The sequence below is a fragment of the Streptomyces sp. Sge12 genome, assembly GCF_002080455.1.
Taxonomy (GTDB): Bacteria; Actinomycetota; Actinomycetes; order Streptomycetales; family Streptomycetaceae; genus Streptomyces.
Genome location: NZ_CP020555.1, coordinates 605684 through 619888, shown reverse-complemented (window position 1 = coordinate 619888; position 14205 = coordinate 605684). Strand labels below are relative to the sequence as shown.

The following is a 14205-nucleotide window of genomic DNA, read 5'->3' as shown; positions in this document are numbered from 1 at the left end:
CGGTACGCCGACGCGCGGGGGTTGGGGATGGGGTTGGGGGATGCGATGGGACGGGATGGCTTCGGTCGGAGGCCGCGTGCGTACGGGCGCTCGCGGGCCGGTGATGTGGGCCGGGTCAGCCGAAGCCGGAGCCGGCCCGGATTCCGGGCCGCGCCGGGTCGTGCTGCGGGGTGACCTGGGCGAGCAGGGCCAACGTGGTCCGCGCGGGCGAGTCGGCCTCGGCGGTGGCGACCACGATGTTCTGCCCCTGCCCCTGCCCCTGCCCCTGGCTCAGGGTCTGCTGGGTGACGGTCAGCGGACCGACCAGCGGATGCCGCATCTCGTAGGTCGCGACGGCGCAGGCCGTGACGCGGTGGTCGGCCCACATCGAGGCGAAGTCCGCGCTCTTCGCGCTCAGTTCACCCACCAGCGCGTGGAGCGCGGTGTCGTCCGGATGCAGGCCCGCCACCAGGCGCAGATTCCCCACCACGGCCCTGGCCTTGGCCGGCCAGTCGGCGTACAGGTCACGGGTGTGCGCGTCGAGGAACACCAGCCGGGCCATGTTGGGCCGCCCCGCGGGCCGGTCCGGGGCGCCCGGGTCCAGGTGCCCGGCGAACAGCGCATGGCCCAGCCGGTTCCATGCCAGGACGTCACTGCGGCGGCCGGTCACGATCGCCGGAACGTGGGCCAGCGCCTCCAGCAACTGGCCGGTCGCGTCCGTCACCCGCTCCGGGGCGGGCCGGCGGCCTCGTCCTGGGCCCGTGGCCGACGACCGGGCCAGGTTGTGCAGGTGCAGCCGCTCGGCCTCCTCCAGCCGCAGGGCCCGGGCGATCGCGTCGAGCACCTGCGGTGAGGCGTTCAGGGACTGCCCCTGTTCCAGCCGGGTGTAGTAGGAGACGCTGACACCCGCCAGCGAGGCCAGCTCCTCGCGTCGCAGCCCCGGCACGCGGCGCCGCTCTCCGTAGCCGGGTATTCCGAGATCCTCCGGCTGCAGCTGGGAGCGCCGCGTCTGCAGGAACTCCCCGAGCCGCACTTTTCCGTTCATGGATCCGAGTATGGGACGGGCCCCGGGCCGCAGCCTGCCCCTGACGGGGATAGGCACCAGCGGGTCTGGCTCCCCGGCGGGACCGGTGGTGATGTGGGCGTCGCCGACACGGCACCGACCCATTTGTCCAGGAGGACGCCTTGAACGCCAACACCACCACTGCTACCCCTGTCATTGCCACCGCCGGCGAACACGACCCCTTCGAGGTCGTGGACGCATCGGACTTCACCTTCTCCCGGCGCGCCTGGGTCGATGCCGCGCCCGACCGGGTCTACGACCTGATCAGTGACGTGTCCGCCATCGGGCGCTGGAGCCCCAACGCGAGCGACGTCACCTTCGACCGGGGCGCCGGTCCCCGGGTCGGAGCCTGGTTCAGCGGCCGCAACCACAAGGACGGCAGGCAGTGGACCACCCGCTCCCAGGTCGTACGGGCCGACCCCGGTACCGCCTTCGCCTTCGTGGTCGGCGGCGCCGAGGACGGCATCGTGCAATGGAGCTGGAGCTGCCACCCCCGGGGACGAGGCACCGTCGTCGAGCAGTCCTGGCAACTCCTGCGCCTCGACAGCGTGCTGGGCACCACCCGCGGCGATCTCGACGCGCTGCGCGACTACATGACGGACAGCGTCGAAACCACCCTGCTCTGCCTTGCTCAATGGATCGCCGAACATCCGGCCGTCACCGGGCGGTCCGGTCGCTGAGGGGCTGTTGCGAGGCAGTCGGTGGCGCGAACAGTGCCCGGACGGTTTCGGTGGCAAGGTCGCGCAGCCAGGTATGGGCGCGGTCGTTGTCGTAGCGCCCGTGCCACAGCAGATACAGGGGGACGTCCGGCAGCGGGAGCGGCGGCGCCAGCGTGGCCAGGCCGAGCTGTTCCCGGGCGGTACGGGTGACCGCGTCGGGGACGGTGACGATCAGGTCGGTGTCGAGGGCGACTTGCAGCGCGAAGGCGGCGGTGGGCCCGGCGGCCACGACGCGTCGCTCGAGGCCGCGTGTGGTCAGGGCGTCGTCGATCGGGTCGCGCAGGCTTCCGCGCCGCGAAACGGTGAGGTGTTGGGCGGCTGCGTAGCCCTCGAGGCTCAGCGGGCCTTCGGCGAGCGGGTGGTCCGGCCGGACGGCGACGACCAGCCGGTCCCTGCCGACGAGGCGATGGCGGATGTCGGGGAGCGTCGGAGCGCTGGAGCTCGATGCGAGGTCGACCTCACCCCGGCGCAACTCGGCGTCGTCCGTCCCGGGTTCGGCGGACAGGCGCAGCCGGACGCCGGGCGCCCGATGGTGGACGGCGGTGATCAGGGCGGTGCCGCAGGCCGCGGTCAGGGCATCGTGCCAGCGCACGGTGAACACCCGGTCCAGAGTCGCCAGGTCGAGTTCCTGCTGGGCGGACAGCAGGTGGTGGGCCTGCTGCACGAGGGCATGGACCTCGGCGCGCATGGCCAGCGCCCGGGTGGTGGGGACCATGCTGCGGCCGGTGCGGACCAGGATCTGGTCACCGGTGGCCCTGCGGATGCGGCCCAGGGAGCGGCTCATCGCCGGTGCGGTGACGTGGAGGCGTGCTGCCGCGCCGGCGACGCTGCCCTCCTCCAGCAGTGCGTCCAGGGCGGTGAGCAGATTCAGATCCAATTGCATGGCAGTAACTCTACAAGTGACAAGCATGCACTTGTTGTTAATGATCGGGCGGCCTACCTTCGAAGTGCGGGGGCGAGGCAACCACCCCCCGCTTCCACCACCGATTCGATTCCCCAGGGAGCCCGCCATGAGCACAGCCATGCCTATCGCCATGCCGTTCGACGCCGGTACGACGCTCCTCGCCGACGTGACCGCCGCGGTGAAGACCGCCGGTGCCGTACTGCGCGACCGCTACACCTCGCACGCCCGGGGCGTGAGTCTCGACGAGGTCGTCGGCGAGATCCACGCCAACGACGACGCCGTCCTCGAGGTGCTGCGGGAGCCGCTGCTGCGGGCCCGGCAGGGGTCGCAGTGGGCCGAGGACGAGCTGGCCGGCGGCGCGCTCCCGCCGGGGGAGTGGTGGGTCGTCGACCCCGCCGAGGGCAACATCAACCACGTCCACGGCATGGACGACTGGGCCGTCACCGCGACCCTGGTCCGCGACAACCAGCCGGTACTCACCGTCGTCCACCTGCCGCTGACCGGCGACACCTACACCGCCGTCGCCGGCGGCGGCGCCCGCCTCAACGACCAGCGGCTGAAGGTGTCCGCCAAGACCGACCTGGGCGCCGCCCTCATCGGCACCGGCCAGGCCAAGCCCGGCGAGGACGAGCTCACCTTCCGGCGGATCGGTGACTCCGTCACCGCCATGCTCATCAACGGTCTGGTCGTACGGGTGTCCGTTCCCGCCACCATGCAGCTCATCCACGTTGCCGCAGGACGCATGGACGCGTTCTGGCAGTTCTCCGACGTCCGCTCAGGCCTGGTCGCCGGCGCCCTCCTGGTCTCCGAGGCCGGGGGCACCGTCACCGACCTGGCGGGCGAACCCTGGAACACCGGCAGCCGCGACTTCCTGGCCGGCGCGCCCGGCGTCCACGCCGCCGCCCTCAAGGTCCTCTCGCCGATCGCCTGACCGGCCGTCACCGTTCACCGCTCACCGATCACCCATCACCGCCCAACCACCCTTTACCGCAAGGAGCATCACCGCATGAGCAGCATCGGCATCCTGGGCGCCGGCCGCGTCGGGACCAACCTCGCCGGCAAGCTCGCCGCAGCCGGACACCATGTCACCCTCGGCACCCGCGGCCCCGAAGAGAACGGCCCCCTCGCCACCGGGCCCGCCCCGCGGATCACCTTCGCCGACCAACGGACCACCGCCCGCACCACGGACATCGTGATCAACGCGACGCCGGGTGACAGCTCCCTGGACCGCCTCACCGGCCTGCGCGCCGAACTCGCCGGCAAGATCCTCATCGACGTCTCCAACGCCACCCGCGACGCCCCTGACGGCCTGCCCGGCGACCTGTGCTACCCCGGCAGCAGCCTCGCCGAGAAGCTCCAGGCCGCACTCCCGGACACCCATGTGGTCAAGACCCTCAACACCATGCTGTTCATGGTCATGACCGCCCCCGAAACCCTGGCCACCCCACCGACCGCCTATCTCTCGGGCGACGACGAGACCGCGAAGAAGACCGTCACCGGCCTGCTCGGAGACCTGGGCTGGCAGCCCGAACGCATCGAGGACCTCGGCGACATCAGCACAGCCCGCGCCACCGAGGCCATGATTCTGGTCGTGCCCCACGTCCTGCGCCGACACGGCTTCCGGCCCTTCGCCGTCTCCCTCGCCCGCTGACCCACCACGAGCCCGGCCTCCACCGCCTCCCGTACCGCGGCGTCGGGGTCGGGGTCGGGGTCGGGGTCGTCGAGCAGGGCCTCCGGGACCGGGAGTCGGTTCGAGCGATCCGGTCGTGTGGGCGGGCGGGCGGCTCAGCGCGTGAGGATGACGCGCCGGCGGACCCAGCGCTCGCCGGTTGCAGCGGAAAGCAGGAAGTCGGCCACGTCGGCACGGTTGATCCTCCCGCCGACGCGTCCGCGGGTTCCGTCGAGCGGGATCGTCCTGTAGCCGGCCGTGGTCGGGCCGTTGGCGAACATCACGGGCAGGGCGATGGTCCAGTCGCGGTCGCTGCGGGCGATGGTCTCATCGGCGATGCCCTTGTCGGCCATGAGCGCGCCCATCACGAGCTTCGCCGCCCAGGTCTGGAAGTGGGACTGGCGCCGGGCGGTGTCGCCCGAGCCGAGAGCCGAGAGCCAGACGAGACGTTCCAGTCCGGCGGCGGCCATGGCCTCCAGGACGGGACCGGCGGTGCGGGTGGCGAGAGTGGACTTGTAGTCCTTGCCCGGTCCCAGGGCGCAGATGAGGGCCTGGCTGCCCCGAGCCGCCTCTTCGACGTCCGCGGCGGAGGCGGCGTCGCCGATGACGACGGTGACGCGCTCGTCATCGCGTTGCGGCAGCCGGGCCGCGTCACGGACCAGTGCGGTGACCCGGTGTCCGGCGGTGAGGGCCTGCTGGAGCACTTGCTGGCCGATGGGGCCCGTGGCGCCGAGGACGGTGAGTTGCGTGAGCAGGCCTCTTTTCTCTGTGTACGGGCCGGCTTCCTGGCGGGCGAGGCGTGGCGGGCGTGCCCGATGTCGAACAACACATGCAAATCGTGACTCACTAGCCTGTACCAGGCTGTACCAGGGTGTACCAGGAGGGAACGGTCACGAGAGTAGCCGCGCAGCACTCCGTACATCCATGCGCCCCGCTGCTGTCGGATGTCAGCGTGATGCCTCACCGGCGTGTGCGAAGAGGTTGAGTTCGGCACCGGGGAAGGGCGTCTGCCTGCTTTCCGACAGCAGTCTGCGATGGAAGCCGTCCAGGACGACGCTGGCCGGGGCATGCCGTTCCAGGATCGCGGCGATCTCACGCGGAACGGTTCTGGGCCTCCGACCTGCGATCCACTCCTGGAGGAACGCGTCTGCTTCCATGCCGCCCCGGACGCGGTCGACGAGGTGGTGGATCAGACGACTCGCGGTGTAGTCGCGGTCGTACCCGACATGGTCAGCGAGAAACTGCTGCTCGGTTGCTGACAGCTCGAAACCTGAGCTCAGAGCCAGTCCGAAGTCCGCGAAGTAGATCAACCGGCCGTCGGTCAGGATGTTGTGGAAGTGGGCATCGAAGTGCACGAGTCCGTGAGAGCTCATGAACGCGGTGCCCCGCGCCAGAGCATCCTCCGCCCAGGCAGGAGCGCCGCCGCCAGGGGTCTGCGCGGTCGCCCGATGCTCCTGCAGTAACGCGGCGAGCGTCTGCGGCACGTGTTCCAGGAACAGCACCAGGCTGCGGGAGGACCGGCCGATGGCCTCCAGGCGCTTACGTACCGGCTGAGAGCCTTCCCAGTAGGCGACTGCCTTGTCGATGCCCCCGAACTCGTCGGCGAAGCCGGCAGGAGCGGAGTCGGGCAGGATCCGCCAGTGATACATCAGGGGAAACCCCTCGTACTCCCCTCCAAGAACCCAGTTGGTGGTCATGGCGTGGACGGCCAGCTCGCGCCAGGCCCCGAACCCGGCCGAGCCCACTCCGTACTGGTAGAACATCGGCAGACCGAAGAGGTTGGCCGTGGACCTGACGTTCCCCGGGCGGGCCTCGAGGTCCGTCAGCGGCACCCTTTTGACGAAGACCCTCGTCCCGTCGATTTCCAGCTCCGCCGACCTGCCGCCGATGCCGGATCCGAGCGGAGGAGCGGACGCCACCATCTCGCCGAGGCGTCGGTCGCTCAGCAGGGACAGGCGAGTGGCGACAGTCCCGTACACGGCCAGGCGCGCGTCGTGCTGGGACTCGAAGTGGCGCATCGACGGCTCCTCGTGCCCCCGGAAGAGGGCGTCGGTGATCACTGCACCATCCAGAGTGTTTCCGCCCTCGTCGGTTCCGGCCACGCCGGTTGTTGATGGCGATGCGGGAGAGCGCGATGGCGTGGGTGGGGAATGCACGGCTGACGGCAGGGCCGGAGGACGCCGGCTTCCTGGGGTCGGCCTTCGTACCCGGCGCCCGTGCGACTCCCGATACTTTTCCTCAGGCTGTTCCTCCCAGCGAAGTCGGGCAGCCACGTCCGGCTGCGCGACTTGCAGGACAGGGAGAGGCGGCAGCGATGTCATGCTTTCGCATCGGGCATGCCGCTGGTGACGACGATCGCCGCCACGTGGCCGGTCTTCGTGCGGCCCAACCAGACGACGCCGCCCGACTCGGCCCCGAACGTGACCAGATCGGCTTGCTGCGACTCATCGCGTACCCGTTCGCACCCGTCGGCCAGCTGCTCAGAATCGCGTGGGGCTGGGACCCCGTCTATGAACGTGCGAAACGGTGCGGACAAGGTCGTCCACGCGCCTGCATCGGCGAAGCAGCCGACATTGGCATCGGAGAAGAAGCGGGGCTCCTCGCCCGGCTGAAGCCGGGCGATGTCGTCCTCGACGCTCAGGCCCATCTCCCATCCGACGACAGGGTCGTCGCTGATGCACAGGCGCGTCGCGGCGCACTCAACACCGTCGACGTGCTCGCCCATGAACTCGTACGGGCCTGCCGTCCACGCGGTCTCCACCCGGTAGACGCCCGGGGGAATGCGCACCGCCAGCTCCCGCGGGGGCCTGGTCGGCAGCCCCCTCTGGTACTCCCAGACCTGGTCGTCGTGCCATGGCGCATCGACGACAAGCCGGCCGCTCGGTACGCGGATCGTCGTCAGCTCCTCGATGCCCGTCACGACTACCGGCGTCATCGGATCGTCGTACACCGTCCCAAGGTGAGCGCCGGGCGTGAAAGCCGCCTCCAAGTACCAGGTGGCCTCAGGCCCGGCTGCCAGCCGGGCGTCCCTGACCCACTCCATGTCTCACTCCCTCCTCGCCACCCGGCCGGGCGGTCAACCGAAAGCTACGTGGGCCCGCTGACATCGGCCCTTCTTGCATCGTCGCAATCCGTGATCGCTCCCCAAGATCTGTCCATGGTCCGGCCACTCGTGGAGGGCCAAGGCCCATGCCCGGAAGGCGTAGGCGACAGGCCCCGGGGGCAGTTGGTGTCGCGCCTCGAACTGCGCGATTCGTTCAGCAGCCGGTCGTAGATCCGCTTGACGGTGTGTCGCTGCTTCCGAGGTGCGGTCAGATGCGCCGTGAGTATGGCGTCGATCGCGGGCCTGTAGGGGGCCAGCCGCGTTTCCCGCGGACGCATCTACTTCCGCGGCTCCGGCACCGCCGGGACCAGAGCCCGCTGCACGGTCGCGAAGCCGACGCCGTGCTTCGAAAGGCGCATACGACCTGGTCGCCGCGGATCCCGTACAAGGCGCGGCGGACCGGCTTTGCTTGGCCCGGGTGGGGTGCATGGGCCCGCCCGCTGGCAGGCGTTGCCCCGCTAGTCCGTGCTGCGCGGCGGCAGCCGGCGTGTGATTCGGTCGAACAGCTCCGTCAACGGCTCGCCGACGTCCCGGCCGAACTCGGTCAGTCCGTAGGTGACCTGAGGCGGCGTCGTCGGCTCGACCTCCCGCCAGACCAGACCGTCTTGGACCAGTGCGCGCAGGGTCTGGGCGAGCATTTTCTCGCTGATGCCCTGGATGCTGTCGCGCAGCTCGTAGAACCGGAGGTCGTTGCTCCGCAGGGAGATCAGTACCCACACACCCCACCTGCTGGTCACATGGTCGACCACATCGCGCGCGGCGCACTCGGTGTGAAGCACGTCATACCGCTTCTGCGGGTCGGCCTGGTTGAGCTGCGCGCTTTCGGTCACGTGATGAGCTTACCCACAGGTATGTCCTTACCAGAAGTTAGCCCGGCTCCTAGCGTCAAGTCCACAGACAAGATCCGACAAAGGAGCTGATCATGATCGTGGTGACCGGGGCTACTGGGAACATCGGGCGGCCGCTGACGCAGGCACTGACCGAGGCGGGCCGGCACGTGACGGCTGTGTCACGGCATACGGCGGCGGTGCCGGACGGGGCCCGCCATGTGGTGGCCGACCTGGCCGAGCCGGCCGGCCTCAGGCCCGTACTGGCAGGGGCGGAGGCGCTGTTCCTGCTGCTGTCCGGCGACCTGCACGCCAATGGGGCCGGCTCTGTCGACATCATCGGCGAAGCCGCCGCCGGCGGGGTCCGCCGGGTCGTCCTGCTCTCCACGCTGGGCGTGGTGACCCGGCCCTTCGGCCCGACGCGGATCGCGATGCGCGCGCTGGAGGACACGCTGCGGGAGTCCGGCCTGGAGTGGTCCATCCTGCGGCCGGGCGGCTTCGCCTCCAACGCCCTGTGGTGGGCGGATTCCGTCCGCGCGCGACGGGTGGTCGCGGCCCCCTTCGGCGACGTCGGGGTGCCGATCATCGACCCGGCGGACATCGCCGCAGTCGCGGCGGCCTGCCTGCTGAGTGACCGGCACACCGGCGGCGTCTACGAGTTGACCGGCCCGGAGGTGATCACTCCGCGCCAGCAGGCGGAGGCCATCGCCGCCACGTTGGGCTCGCCGGTCGGATTTCGCGAGCTCAGCCGCGGGGAGGCGAAGGCTGCCATGACCCAGAGCATGCCGGCGGAGCTCGCCGACGACACCCTGGACATCCTTGGTTCCCCGAGCCCGGCCGAACTGCGTGTCAGCCCGGACGTCCAGCAGGTCCTCGGCCGCGCCCCGCGCCCCTTCGCCGACTGGGCCGCCCGTAACGCCGCCGCGTTCCGCTGACACGGATCAGCGCCGACCTCAGGAGCCGCCAGGAGCCGCTTCCGCGCCACGGCCGCCCCGACTTGCGCTGAGCCGGAGCCGGTTTTGGTCCTCGTGGACGACCCGACGGCTTTCGGCGGGGCCAAGTTGCGGGTGCAGGTCAGACGGTCCCCCGCCAGGGCACCGGTCGCTTACTGATCTGGGGCGGGGCGCCGGGTCTCCGGCGTGCGGGTACATTCCGTGCGGGAAGGGACTCTGTCCCCGGGCCCGACCTGTGCCTGTGCCTGTGCCCGTGGGGAGATCGTTCGGCTGAAGCCCTGCAGAGCCCTCGCCGCGAGGGGACCGCCCTTCCCGGCCCCACGCCCTGACCGCTCCGCCCGGCCCCCCCGCCTGTCGGGGCGCGGCCCCGACCAGGCCCTCCCCCCGGGGCCGGTCGGGGTCCTTTCTGCCTCTTGTGCGGGCGGGCGGTGGATGCCTCCCGTACCGCTTGGTGTCCCCTCGGCCGGGGGTGTTGTCAGACGTTGCCGAGGTCCGAACTCACCCACCGCTGCGGACGCATGTGGATCACGACCTGCTCCCCGTGGTCCTTCCAGGCGAAGTCGACATAACCCTCGACCTTCTCCGCCGGCAGGTAGCGGGAGGAGATCTCCACCAGCTGCTCGCGCGTGGCGGGAACCGTGGAGGTGACCGGCCCCTCGACCGACACGTACCGGATCGTGGGCTCCAGACGGTCCACCATCAGGGTGAACCGGCCTGCGGCCCGGATCAGATCGGCCTTGCGCGAGTCCCGTCCGGTCATGATCCAAATGTCGCCGCCGGGTGCGTACTGGTACCAGATGGGGACCGCGAGCGGCGCACGGTCACCTTCCGCTCCCGCGTTCACCGCGAACGCGGCGACGTGGGGCTCGGCGAGGAACTGCTCACGTTCGGTCCGGGACAGGGCCACGGCTCACTCCTTCGACAGACGAATCCCCCTCAAGGGGTCCCTTCCCCGAGAAGCCTGCCCCGCTGCGCGCCCATTCCCCGCCCGGCCCCAATTCGCCCGGCCGGCCCAGTGGGGCGGTCGGCACGTTCCGAACTCGGCGCCCGTCCCTCCTGTGGGCCCGCGCCGGCGCCGATGCGGCAGAGGGCCCGCCGTCAGGTCGCTGCCGAGTCGGGGTACGCCGGTCCGCGTGGCGGCGGCCGCAACCCGCTCCACCGCCACGGCCGGCTGAGCCGCCCAGCGGCAACAGCCGGTATGCGGACTGCCGGACCGGCGGACCGGTGGGCAGATCGGCTCGGCTCTGCGCAGGCGTCGGCTGGGTTGCGGACGCTCAGATGCGGGCTCGGATCTGTTTCACCGGATGGCCCAATCGGGCTCCCAGGGCCGTCAGCTCGTCCTCGCTGAACCAGAGCCGTTCGGGGTTCCAGATGGCGATCTCGAAACGGGCGAAACCGCATGGCCAGTCGTAGTCCAGCACGTCCAGCGTGGTCGATCCGCCACAGCAGGGGACCTTGACGTCGAGCGTGGTGAATGCGTTGTCGCGGCGGGCCTCGAGGTGGTCGCCCCACCACTCCGTGTCGATGGCTGCCTGGCACAGGGGGCAGCCGATTCTCTCCAGGTTTTCCCCGCAGTCGATGGCGGTCACCACGTCGTGCCATGTCACGTCGATCTCCACGTCCACGCCGTCGGCAACTCCGGGAGCCAGGTCCTCGATGAGCTCGACGACGCGATCGACCGCATCGGGATCCGGCTGCCACTGCGGATCGCTCGGAATGATCGACAGGACGTCATCGCTCATAACTTCCCCACCTCGTCAGGCCGCTGGCGCTGACCACTGAAATGTCGTGCCGCGATGTTATCGATCAAACGTTCTCATCCGGCGTCGTCCTGGACTCGACGCACTCGACGCGCTCGACGTACCGGGCGTACCCGACGCGGGCCAGCGGGTGCCCGGGAACCCCCAGCTCTCCGCCTAGGCCCCGTCAGTGCCCGTCCGAGCCGCTTCCGTTGGTCGCTGGCGGCGTCCCGGAAGGCCGCTTCTCGTCCCCTTGACGATATTGGCGAGGGTCGTTATCGTCGCACTGACGAAATAAAGGGGGTCCACCATGGCCGACATCACCCGGCGCCTCGGTTGGCGCCATCTGCGCTCCGCGCCCACCACCCACATCCGCCACCACAAGCGCGGCCGACTCGTCCACGACGGACGGGGGCTCAGTTTCTGGTACCGGTCGCTGTCGGCGGCGCTCTCCGAAGTGCCGGTCGACGACCGGGAGCTGGCCATGGCGTTCCACGCCCGTACGTCCGACTTCCAGGACGTCGCCGTGCAGGCCACCGTCACCTACCGGATCAACGACCCGGCCGAAGCCGCGAACCGGCTGGACTTCTCCGTCGACCCCGACACCGGGAGCTGGCGCGGCGCCCCCTTGGAGCAGATCGCCACCCTTCTCACCGAGACCGCGCAGCAGCACACGCTGGACGTCCTGGCCCGGACTCCGCTGGCCGTTGCCCTGGTGGACGGCGTCGCCTCCGTGCGGGGGAGCGTCGCCGCCGGGCTCGCCGCCGAGCCCAGGCTCCCGGCCACCGGCATCGAAGTGGTGACCGTACGGGTCGTGGCGATCCGCCCCGAGGCCGAGGTGGAGCGCGCGCTGCGCACCCCGGCCCGCGAGCAGATCCAGCAGGAAGCGGACCGGGCGACCTACGAGCGCCGGGCCGTCGCCGTCGAGCGGGAGCGCGCCATCGCCGAGAACGAGCTGGCCAGCCAGATCGAACTGGCCAGGCGCGAGGAACAGCTGATCGACCAGCGCGGCACCAACACCCGCCGCGAGGCCGAGGAGAAGGCGGCCGCGGACGGCATTCGGACCGAGACCGAGGCGGCCCGCAAGGTCCGCCTGGCCCGCGCCGACGCCGAGGCGGCGCGCGAGACGGGCGCGGCGCGCGCCGAGGCGCAGGCCGCCTGGCTGCGCGTGCACGACGAAGCCGACCAGGACACGCTGCACGCCCTGGCGGTGACCCGGCTGGCCGAGAACCTGCCGCGGATCGAGAGCATCACGCTCTCTCCTGACGTCCTCACCGGCCTCCTCGCCAGGCTCGGACGTCCGGAAGGAGACGCGGGCGCGTGAGCCTGGCCCCGCGGGCGGTGATCGTGCACCGCAGGACCGAGTACGAGGAGCTGCTCGCGCGGCACGGGACGCACGGGCAGGCCGCCTTCTTCCTGTCCAGCCGGGGCCGGTCGATCGATGAGGTGGTCCGCCGCCACGAGCGCACGCGGCAGGCGCTGCGGGAGGTGGCGGCGGCGGTACCGCTCACCTGGCGCAACTCCCGGGTGGAGCGGGCGGACCTGGACCGCTTCCTGTTCGCCCCGGAGGACGTGGTCGTCGTGGTCGGCCAGGACGGCCTGGTCGCCAACACCGCGAAGTATCTGCGCGGACAACCGGTGGTGGGCATCGACACCGACCCCGGGCGCAACCCGGGCGTCCTGGTCCGTCACCGCTGCGCCGACGCGGCCGCCCTGCTGCGTGCGGCGACCGCAGCCGGGAGCCGGGCGGAGGAGCTGACCATGGTCGAGGCCGTCGCCGACGACACCCAGCGCCTTCTCGCGCTGAACGAGATCTACCTGGGTTCACCCGGTCACCAGACGGCCCGCTACCGCCTGGGCTCCGACGGCGAGAACGGCCCGGGCGAGGCCCAGGCATCCTCCGGGGTGCTGGTGGGCACCGGCACGGGCGCCACCGGCTGGCTGCGCTCCCTGTGGCTGGAACGCGGCAGCCGCGCGGGTCTGCCCGCACCCTGCGACCGGCGGCTCCTGTGGTTCGTGCGCGAGGCCTGGCCCTCTCCCACGACCGGAACGACGAAGGTCGCCGGCGAGTTGGGGCAGGGGCAGGGGTTGCAGCTGACCGTGGAGTCGGACCGGATGGTGGTCTTCGGCGACGGAATGGAGAGCGACGCCCTGGAGCTGACCTGGGGCCAGAGCGTACGGCTGGGCATCGCGGGAACGTCGCTTCACCTCGTGACGTGACGTGACCGCCCTGCCCGACCGGCAGTTGCGGCCGCGGCCCCGCGGAAGGACGGCGCGAGCCGGTCGCCCGTAGGTACGTCAACGGCTACTCCCGCCACTCCCGAGGGGCGCCCCGGAACGGCCTGCCGCACGGGGGACCGGCGTGCAGCCTCCGGTCATCCCTATCCCTTCGGGTGTCCACGCCCCTGCCGGCCCGGGTGGCTGGGGTGGGTCGCGGCCTCGATGTCGGCGAGTTGAGCGGCGAGGATCTCCTCGAACGCGGCGCGGCGATCCGCCCCGAGCGGGCGGACCTCGCGGGCGAAGTGGGCCAGGGCCGGGAAGCGTTCGGGGTCGGCGCCCAGTACCGCGACGCGGAACAGCTCCATGCCCTGTTCGTGCTCCTCGGGAGTGACGGTGCTGATTCCGGCCTCGGAGGCGATCAGGGCGGCGAGGAGGATCGCGATCCGGTGGTAGCGCCCCGGGATCTCCTCGTCGGGCAGGCCCGACGCGCGCAGGGCCTGGAGGACCTCTTCCATGACCAGCCGGGAGCCGGTGCCGCTCGATGCGTAGCGCCCCCAGATCGCGGCGAGCTGCGGCTGCTGCCCGAAGGCTTCCCGCACGCGCCAGGCCAGTGCGGTGATGCGCTGCTTCCAGTCGCCCTCGGGGCGGTAGCCGTCCATCGCGGCCAGGAGGATCCGGTCGGCGACCGCGCGCAGCAGTTCGGTCTTGCTGCGGAAGTGCCGGTAGAGGCTGGAGGAATCGGTCCCGAGGACCGTGGCCAGCTTGCGCACGCTGAACGAATCCGCGCTGCTCGTACGCAGCAGCTCCGCCGCCGCATCCAGGATCTCTTCGGTCGTCCAGCGCCTTCGGCCTGCCATCTTGCTCCTCTCGCCGGATCTCAGACTACCGGTGCACCCAGTGATGCACGCACCGCGTGCATAATGAGGACATGAGCGTGCCGGGCGGGCCGGCACGCCACTCGTGCCCTGTTGTCCGGGTCGGGCGACCCGCTGCGGAGCTCGCCCCGGGGAAGACGAAAGGACGCATGAC

Annotated in this window: 15 protein-coding genes; 6 read left to right on the top strand and 9 right to left on the bottom strand. The window is 71.0% G+C overall.

The features are described from left to right. Positions 1 to 115: 115 nt before the first annotated feature. Positions 116 to 1024, bottom strand: coding sequence for a helix-turn-helix domain-containing protein (locus tag B6R96_RS02895; protein ID WP_081521441.1), 909 nt, complete (start codon positions 1022 to 1024; stop codon positions 116 to 118). Between the two features lie 140 nt (positions 1025 to 1164). Here B6R96_RS02895 and B6R96_RS02890 point away from each other — a divergent pair, with 140 nt between their 5' ends. Beyond that, entirely contained in the window at positions 1165 to 1722 is a 558-nt protein-coding gene (locus B6R96_RS02890; protein ID WP_237291292.1) for an SRPBCC family protein, read from the top strand. Here B6R96_RS02890 and B6R96_RS02885 read toward each other — a convergent pair. After that, on the bottom strand, positions 1700 to 2644 hold the full coding sequence (locus B6R96_RS02885; protein WP_081521440.1) for a LysR family transcriptional regulator: 945 nt from the start codon (positions 2642 to 2644) through the stop codon (positions 1700 to 1702). The genes B6R96_RS02890 and B6R96_RS02885 overlap by 23 nt on opposite strands. Before the next feature lie 139 nt (positions 2645 to 2783). Here B6R96_RS02885 and B6R96_RS02880 point away from each other — a divergent pair, with 139 nt between their 5' ends. Then, a complete protein-coding gene (locus tag B6R96_RS02880) occupies positions 2784 to 3596 on the top strand; it encodes an inositol monophosphatase family protein (RefSeq protein ID WP_081521439.1) in 813 nt (270 codons plus the stop codon). Between the two features lie 75 nt (positions 3597 to 3671). Continuing rightward, positions 3672 to 4316, top strand: coding sequence for an NADPH-dependent F420 reductase (locus B6R96_RS02875; protein WP_081521438.1), 645 nt, complete (start codon positions 3672 to 3674; stop codon positions 4314 to 4316). 134 nt (positions 4317 to 4450) lie between these two features. Here the strand turns inward: B6R96_RS02875 and B6R96_RS02870 are convergent, their stop codons facing one another. The 4 genes from B6R96_RS02870 to B6R96_RS02850 all read right to left on the bottom strand — a co-directional run bounded on the left by B6R96_RS02870 (position 4451) and on the right by B6R96_RS02850 (position 8267). Next, positions 4451 to 5089, bottom strand: coding sequence for an NAD(P)-dependent oxidoreductase (locus B6R96_RS02870; protein ID WP_257789517.1), 639 nt, complete (start codon positions 5087 to 5089; stop codon positions 4451 to 4453). Positions 5090 to 5281: 192 nt separating this feature from the next. After that, positions 5282 to 6352 (bottom strand): hypothetical protein, encoded by a 1071-nt coding sequence (locus B6R96_RS02865; RefSeq protein WP_081524942.1) that lies wholly within the window; start codon positions 6350 to 6352, stop codon positions 5282 to 5284. A gap of 299 nt (positions 6353 to 6651) precedes the next feature. Then, on the bottom strand, positions 6652 to 7377 hold the full coding sequence (locus B6R96_RS02860) for a DUF4241 domain-containing protein (protein WP_081521436.1): 726 nt from the start codon (positions 7375 to 7377) through the stop codon (positions 6652 to 6654). Positions 7378 to 7895: 518 nt separating this feature from the next. After that, positions 7896 to 8267, bottom strand: coding sequence for a winged helix-turn-helix transcriptional regulator (locus B6R96_RS02850; RefSeq protein ID WP_081521435.1), 372 nt, complete (start codon positions 8265 to 8267; stop codon positions 7896 to 7898). A gap of 92 nt (positions 8268 to 8359) precedes the next feature. Here B6R96_RS02850 and B6R96_RS02845 point away from each other — a divergent pair, with 92 nt between their 5' ends. Then, a complete protein-coding gene (locus B6R96_RS02845) occupies positions 8360 to 9199 on the top strand; it encodes an SDR family oxidoreductase (protein ID WP_081521434.1) in 840 nt (279 codons plus the stop codon). A gap of 493 nt (positions 9200 to 9692) precedes the next feature. On the opposite strand, the gene B6R96_RS02840 is transcribed toward B6R96_RS02845, so the two are convergent. After that, a complete protein-coding gene (locus B6R96_RS02840; RefSeq protein ID WP_053172381.1) occupies positions 9693 to 10124 on the bottom strand; it encodes a pyridoxamine 5'-phosphate oxidase family protein in 432 nt (143 codons plus the stop codon). A 367-nt stretch (positions 10125 to 10491) separates the two neighbouring features. Next, the gene (locus tag B6R96_RS02835) at positions 10492 to 10959 is read right to left on the bottom strand and encodes a hypothetical protein (protein ID WP_081521433.1); all 468 of its coding nucleotides are present in this window, start codon (positions 10957 to 10959) and stop codon (positions 10492 to 10494) included. A gap of 307 nt (positions 10960 to 11266) precedes the next feature. Between B6R96_RS02835 and B6R96_RS02830 the strand changes: the two genes are divergently transcribed. Beyond that, positions 11267 to 12280, top strand: coding sequence for an SPFH domain-containing protein (locus B6R96_RS02830; protein WP_081521432.1), 1014 nt, complete (start codon positions 11267 to 11269; stop codon positions 12278 to 12280). Further along, on the top strand, positions 12277 to 13176 hold the full coding sequence (locus B6R96_RS02825) for a hypothetical protein (RefSeq protein ID WP_081521431.1): 900 nt from the start codon (positions 12277 to 12279) through the stop codon (positions 13174 to 13176). The genes B6R96_RS02830 and B6R96_RS02825 overlap by 4 nt, the downstream gene beginning before the upstream one ends. Positions 13177 to 13337: 161 nt before the next feature. Here the strand turns inward: B6R96_RS02825 and B6R96_RS02820 are convergent, their stop codons facing one another. Further along, positions 13338 to 14033 carry a TetR/AcrR family transcriptional regulator gene (locus B6R96_RS02820; RefSeq protein ID WP_053172373.1) on the bottom strand — a complete coding sequence of 232 codons (696 nt, stop codon included), beginning with the start codon at positions 14031 to 14033 and terminating at the stop codon, positions 13338 to 13340. Between the last annotated feature and the right edge of the window lie 172 nt (positions 14034 to 14205).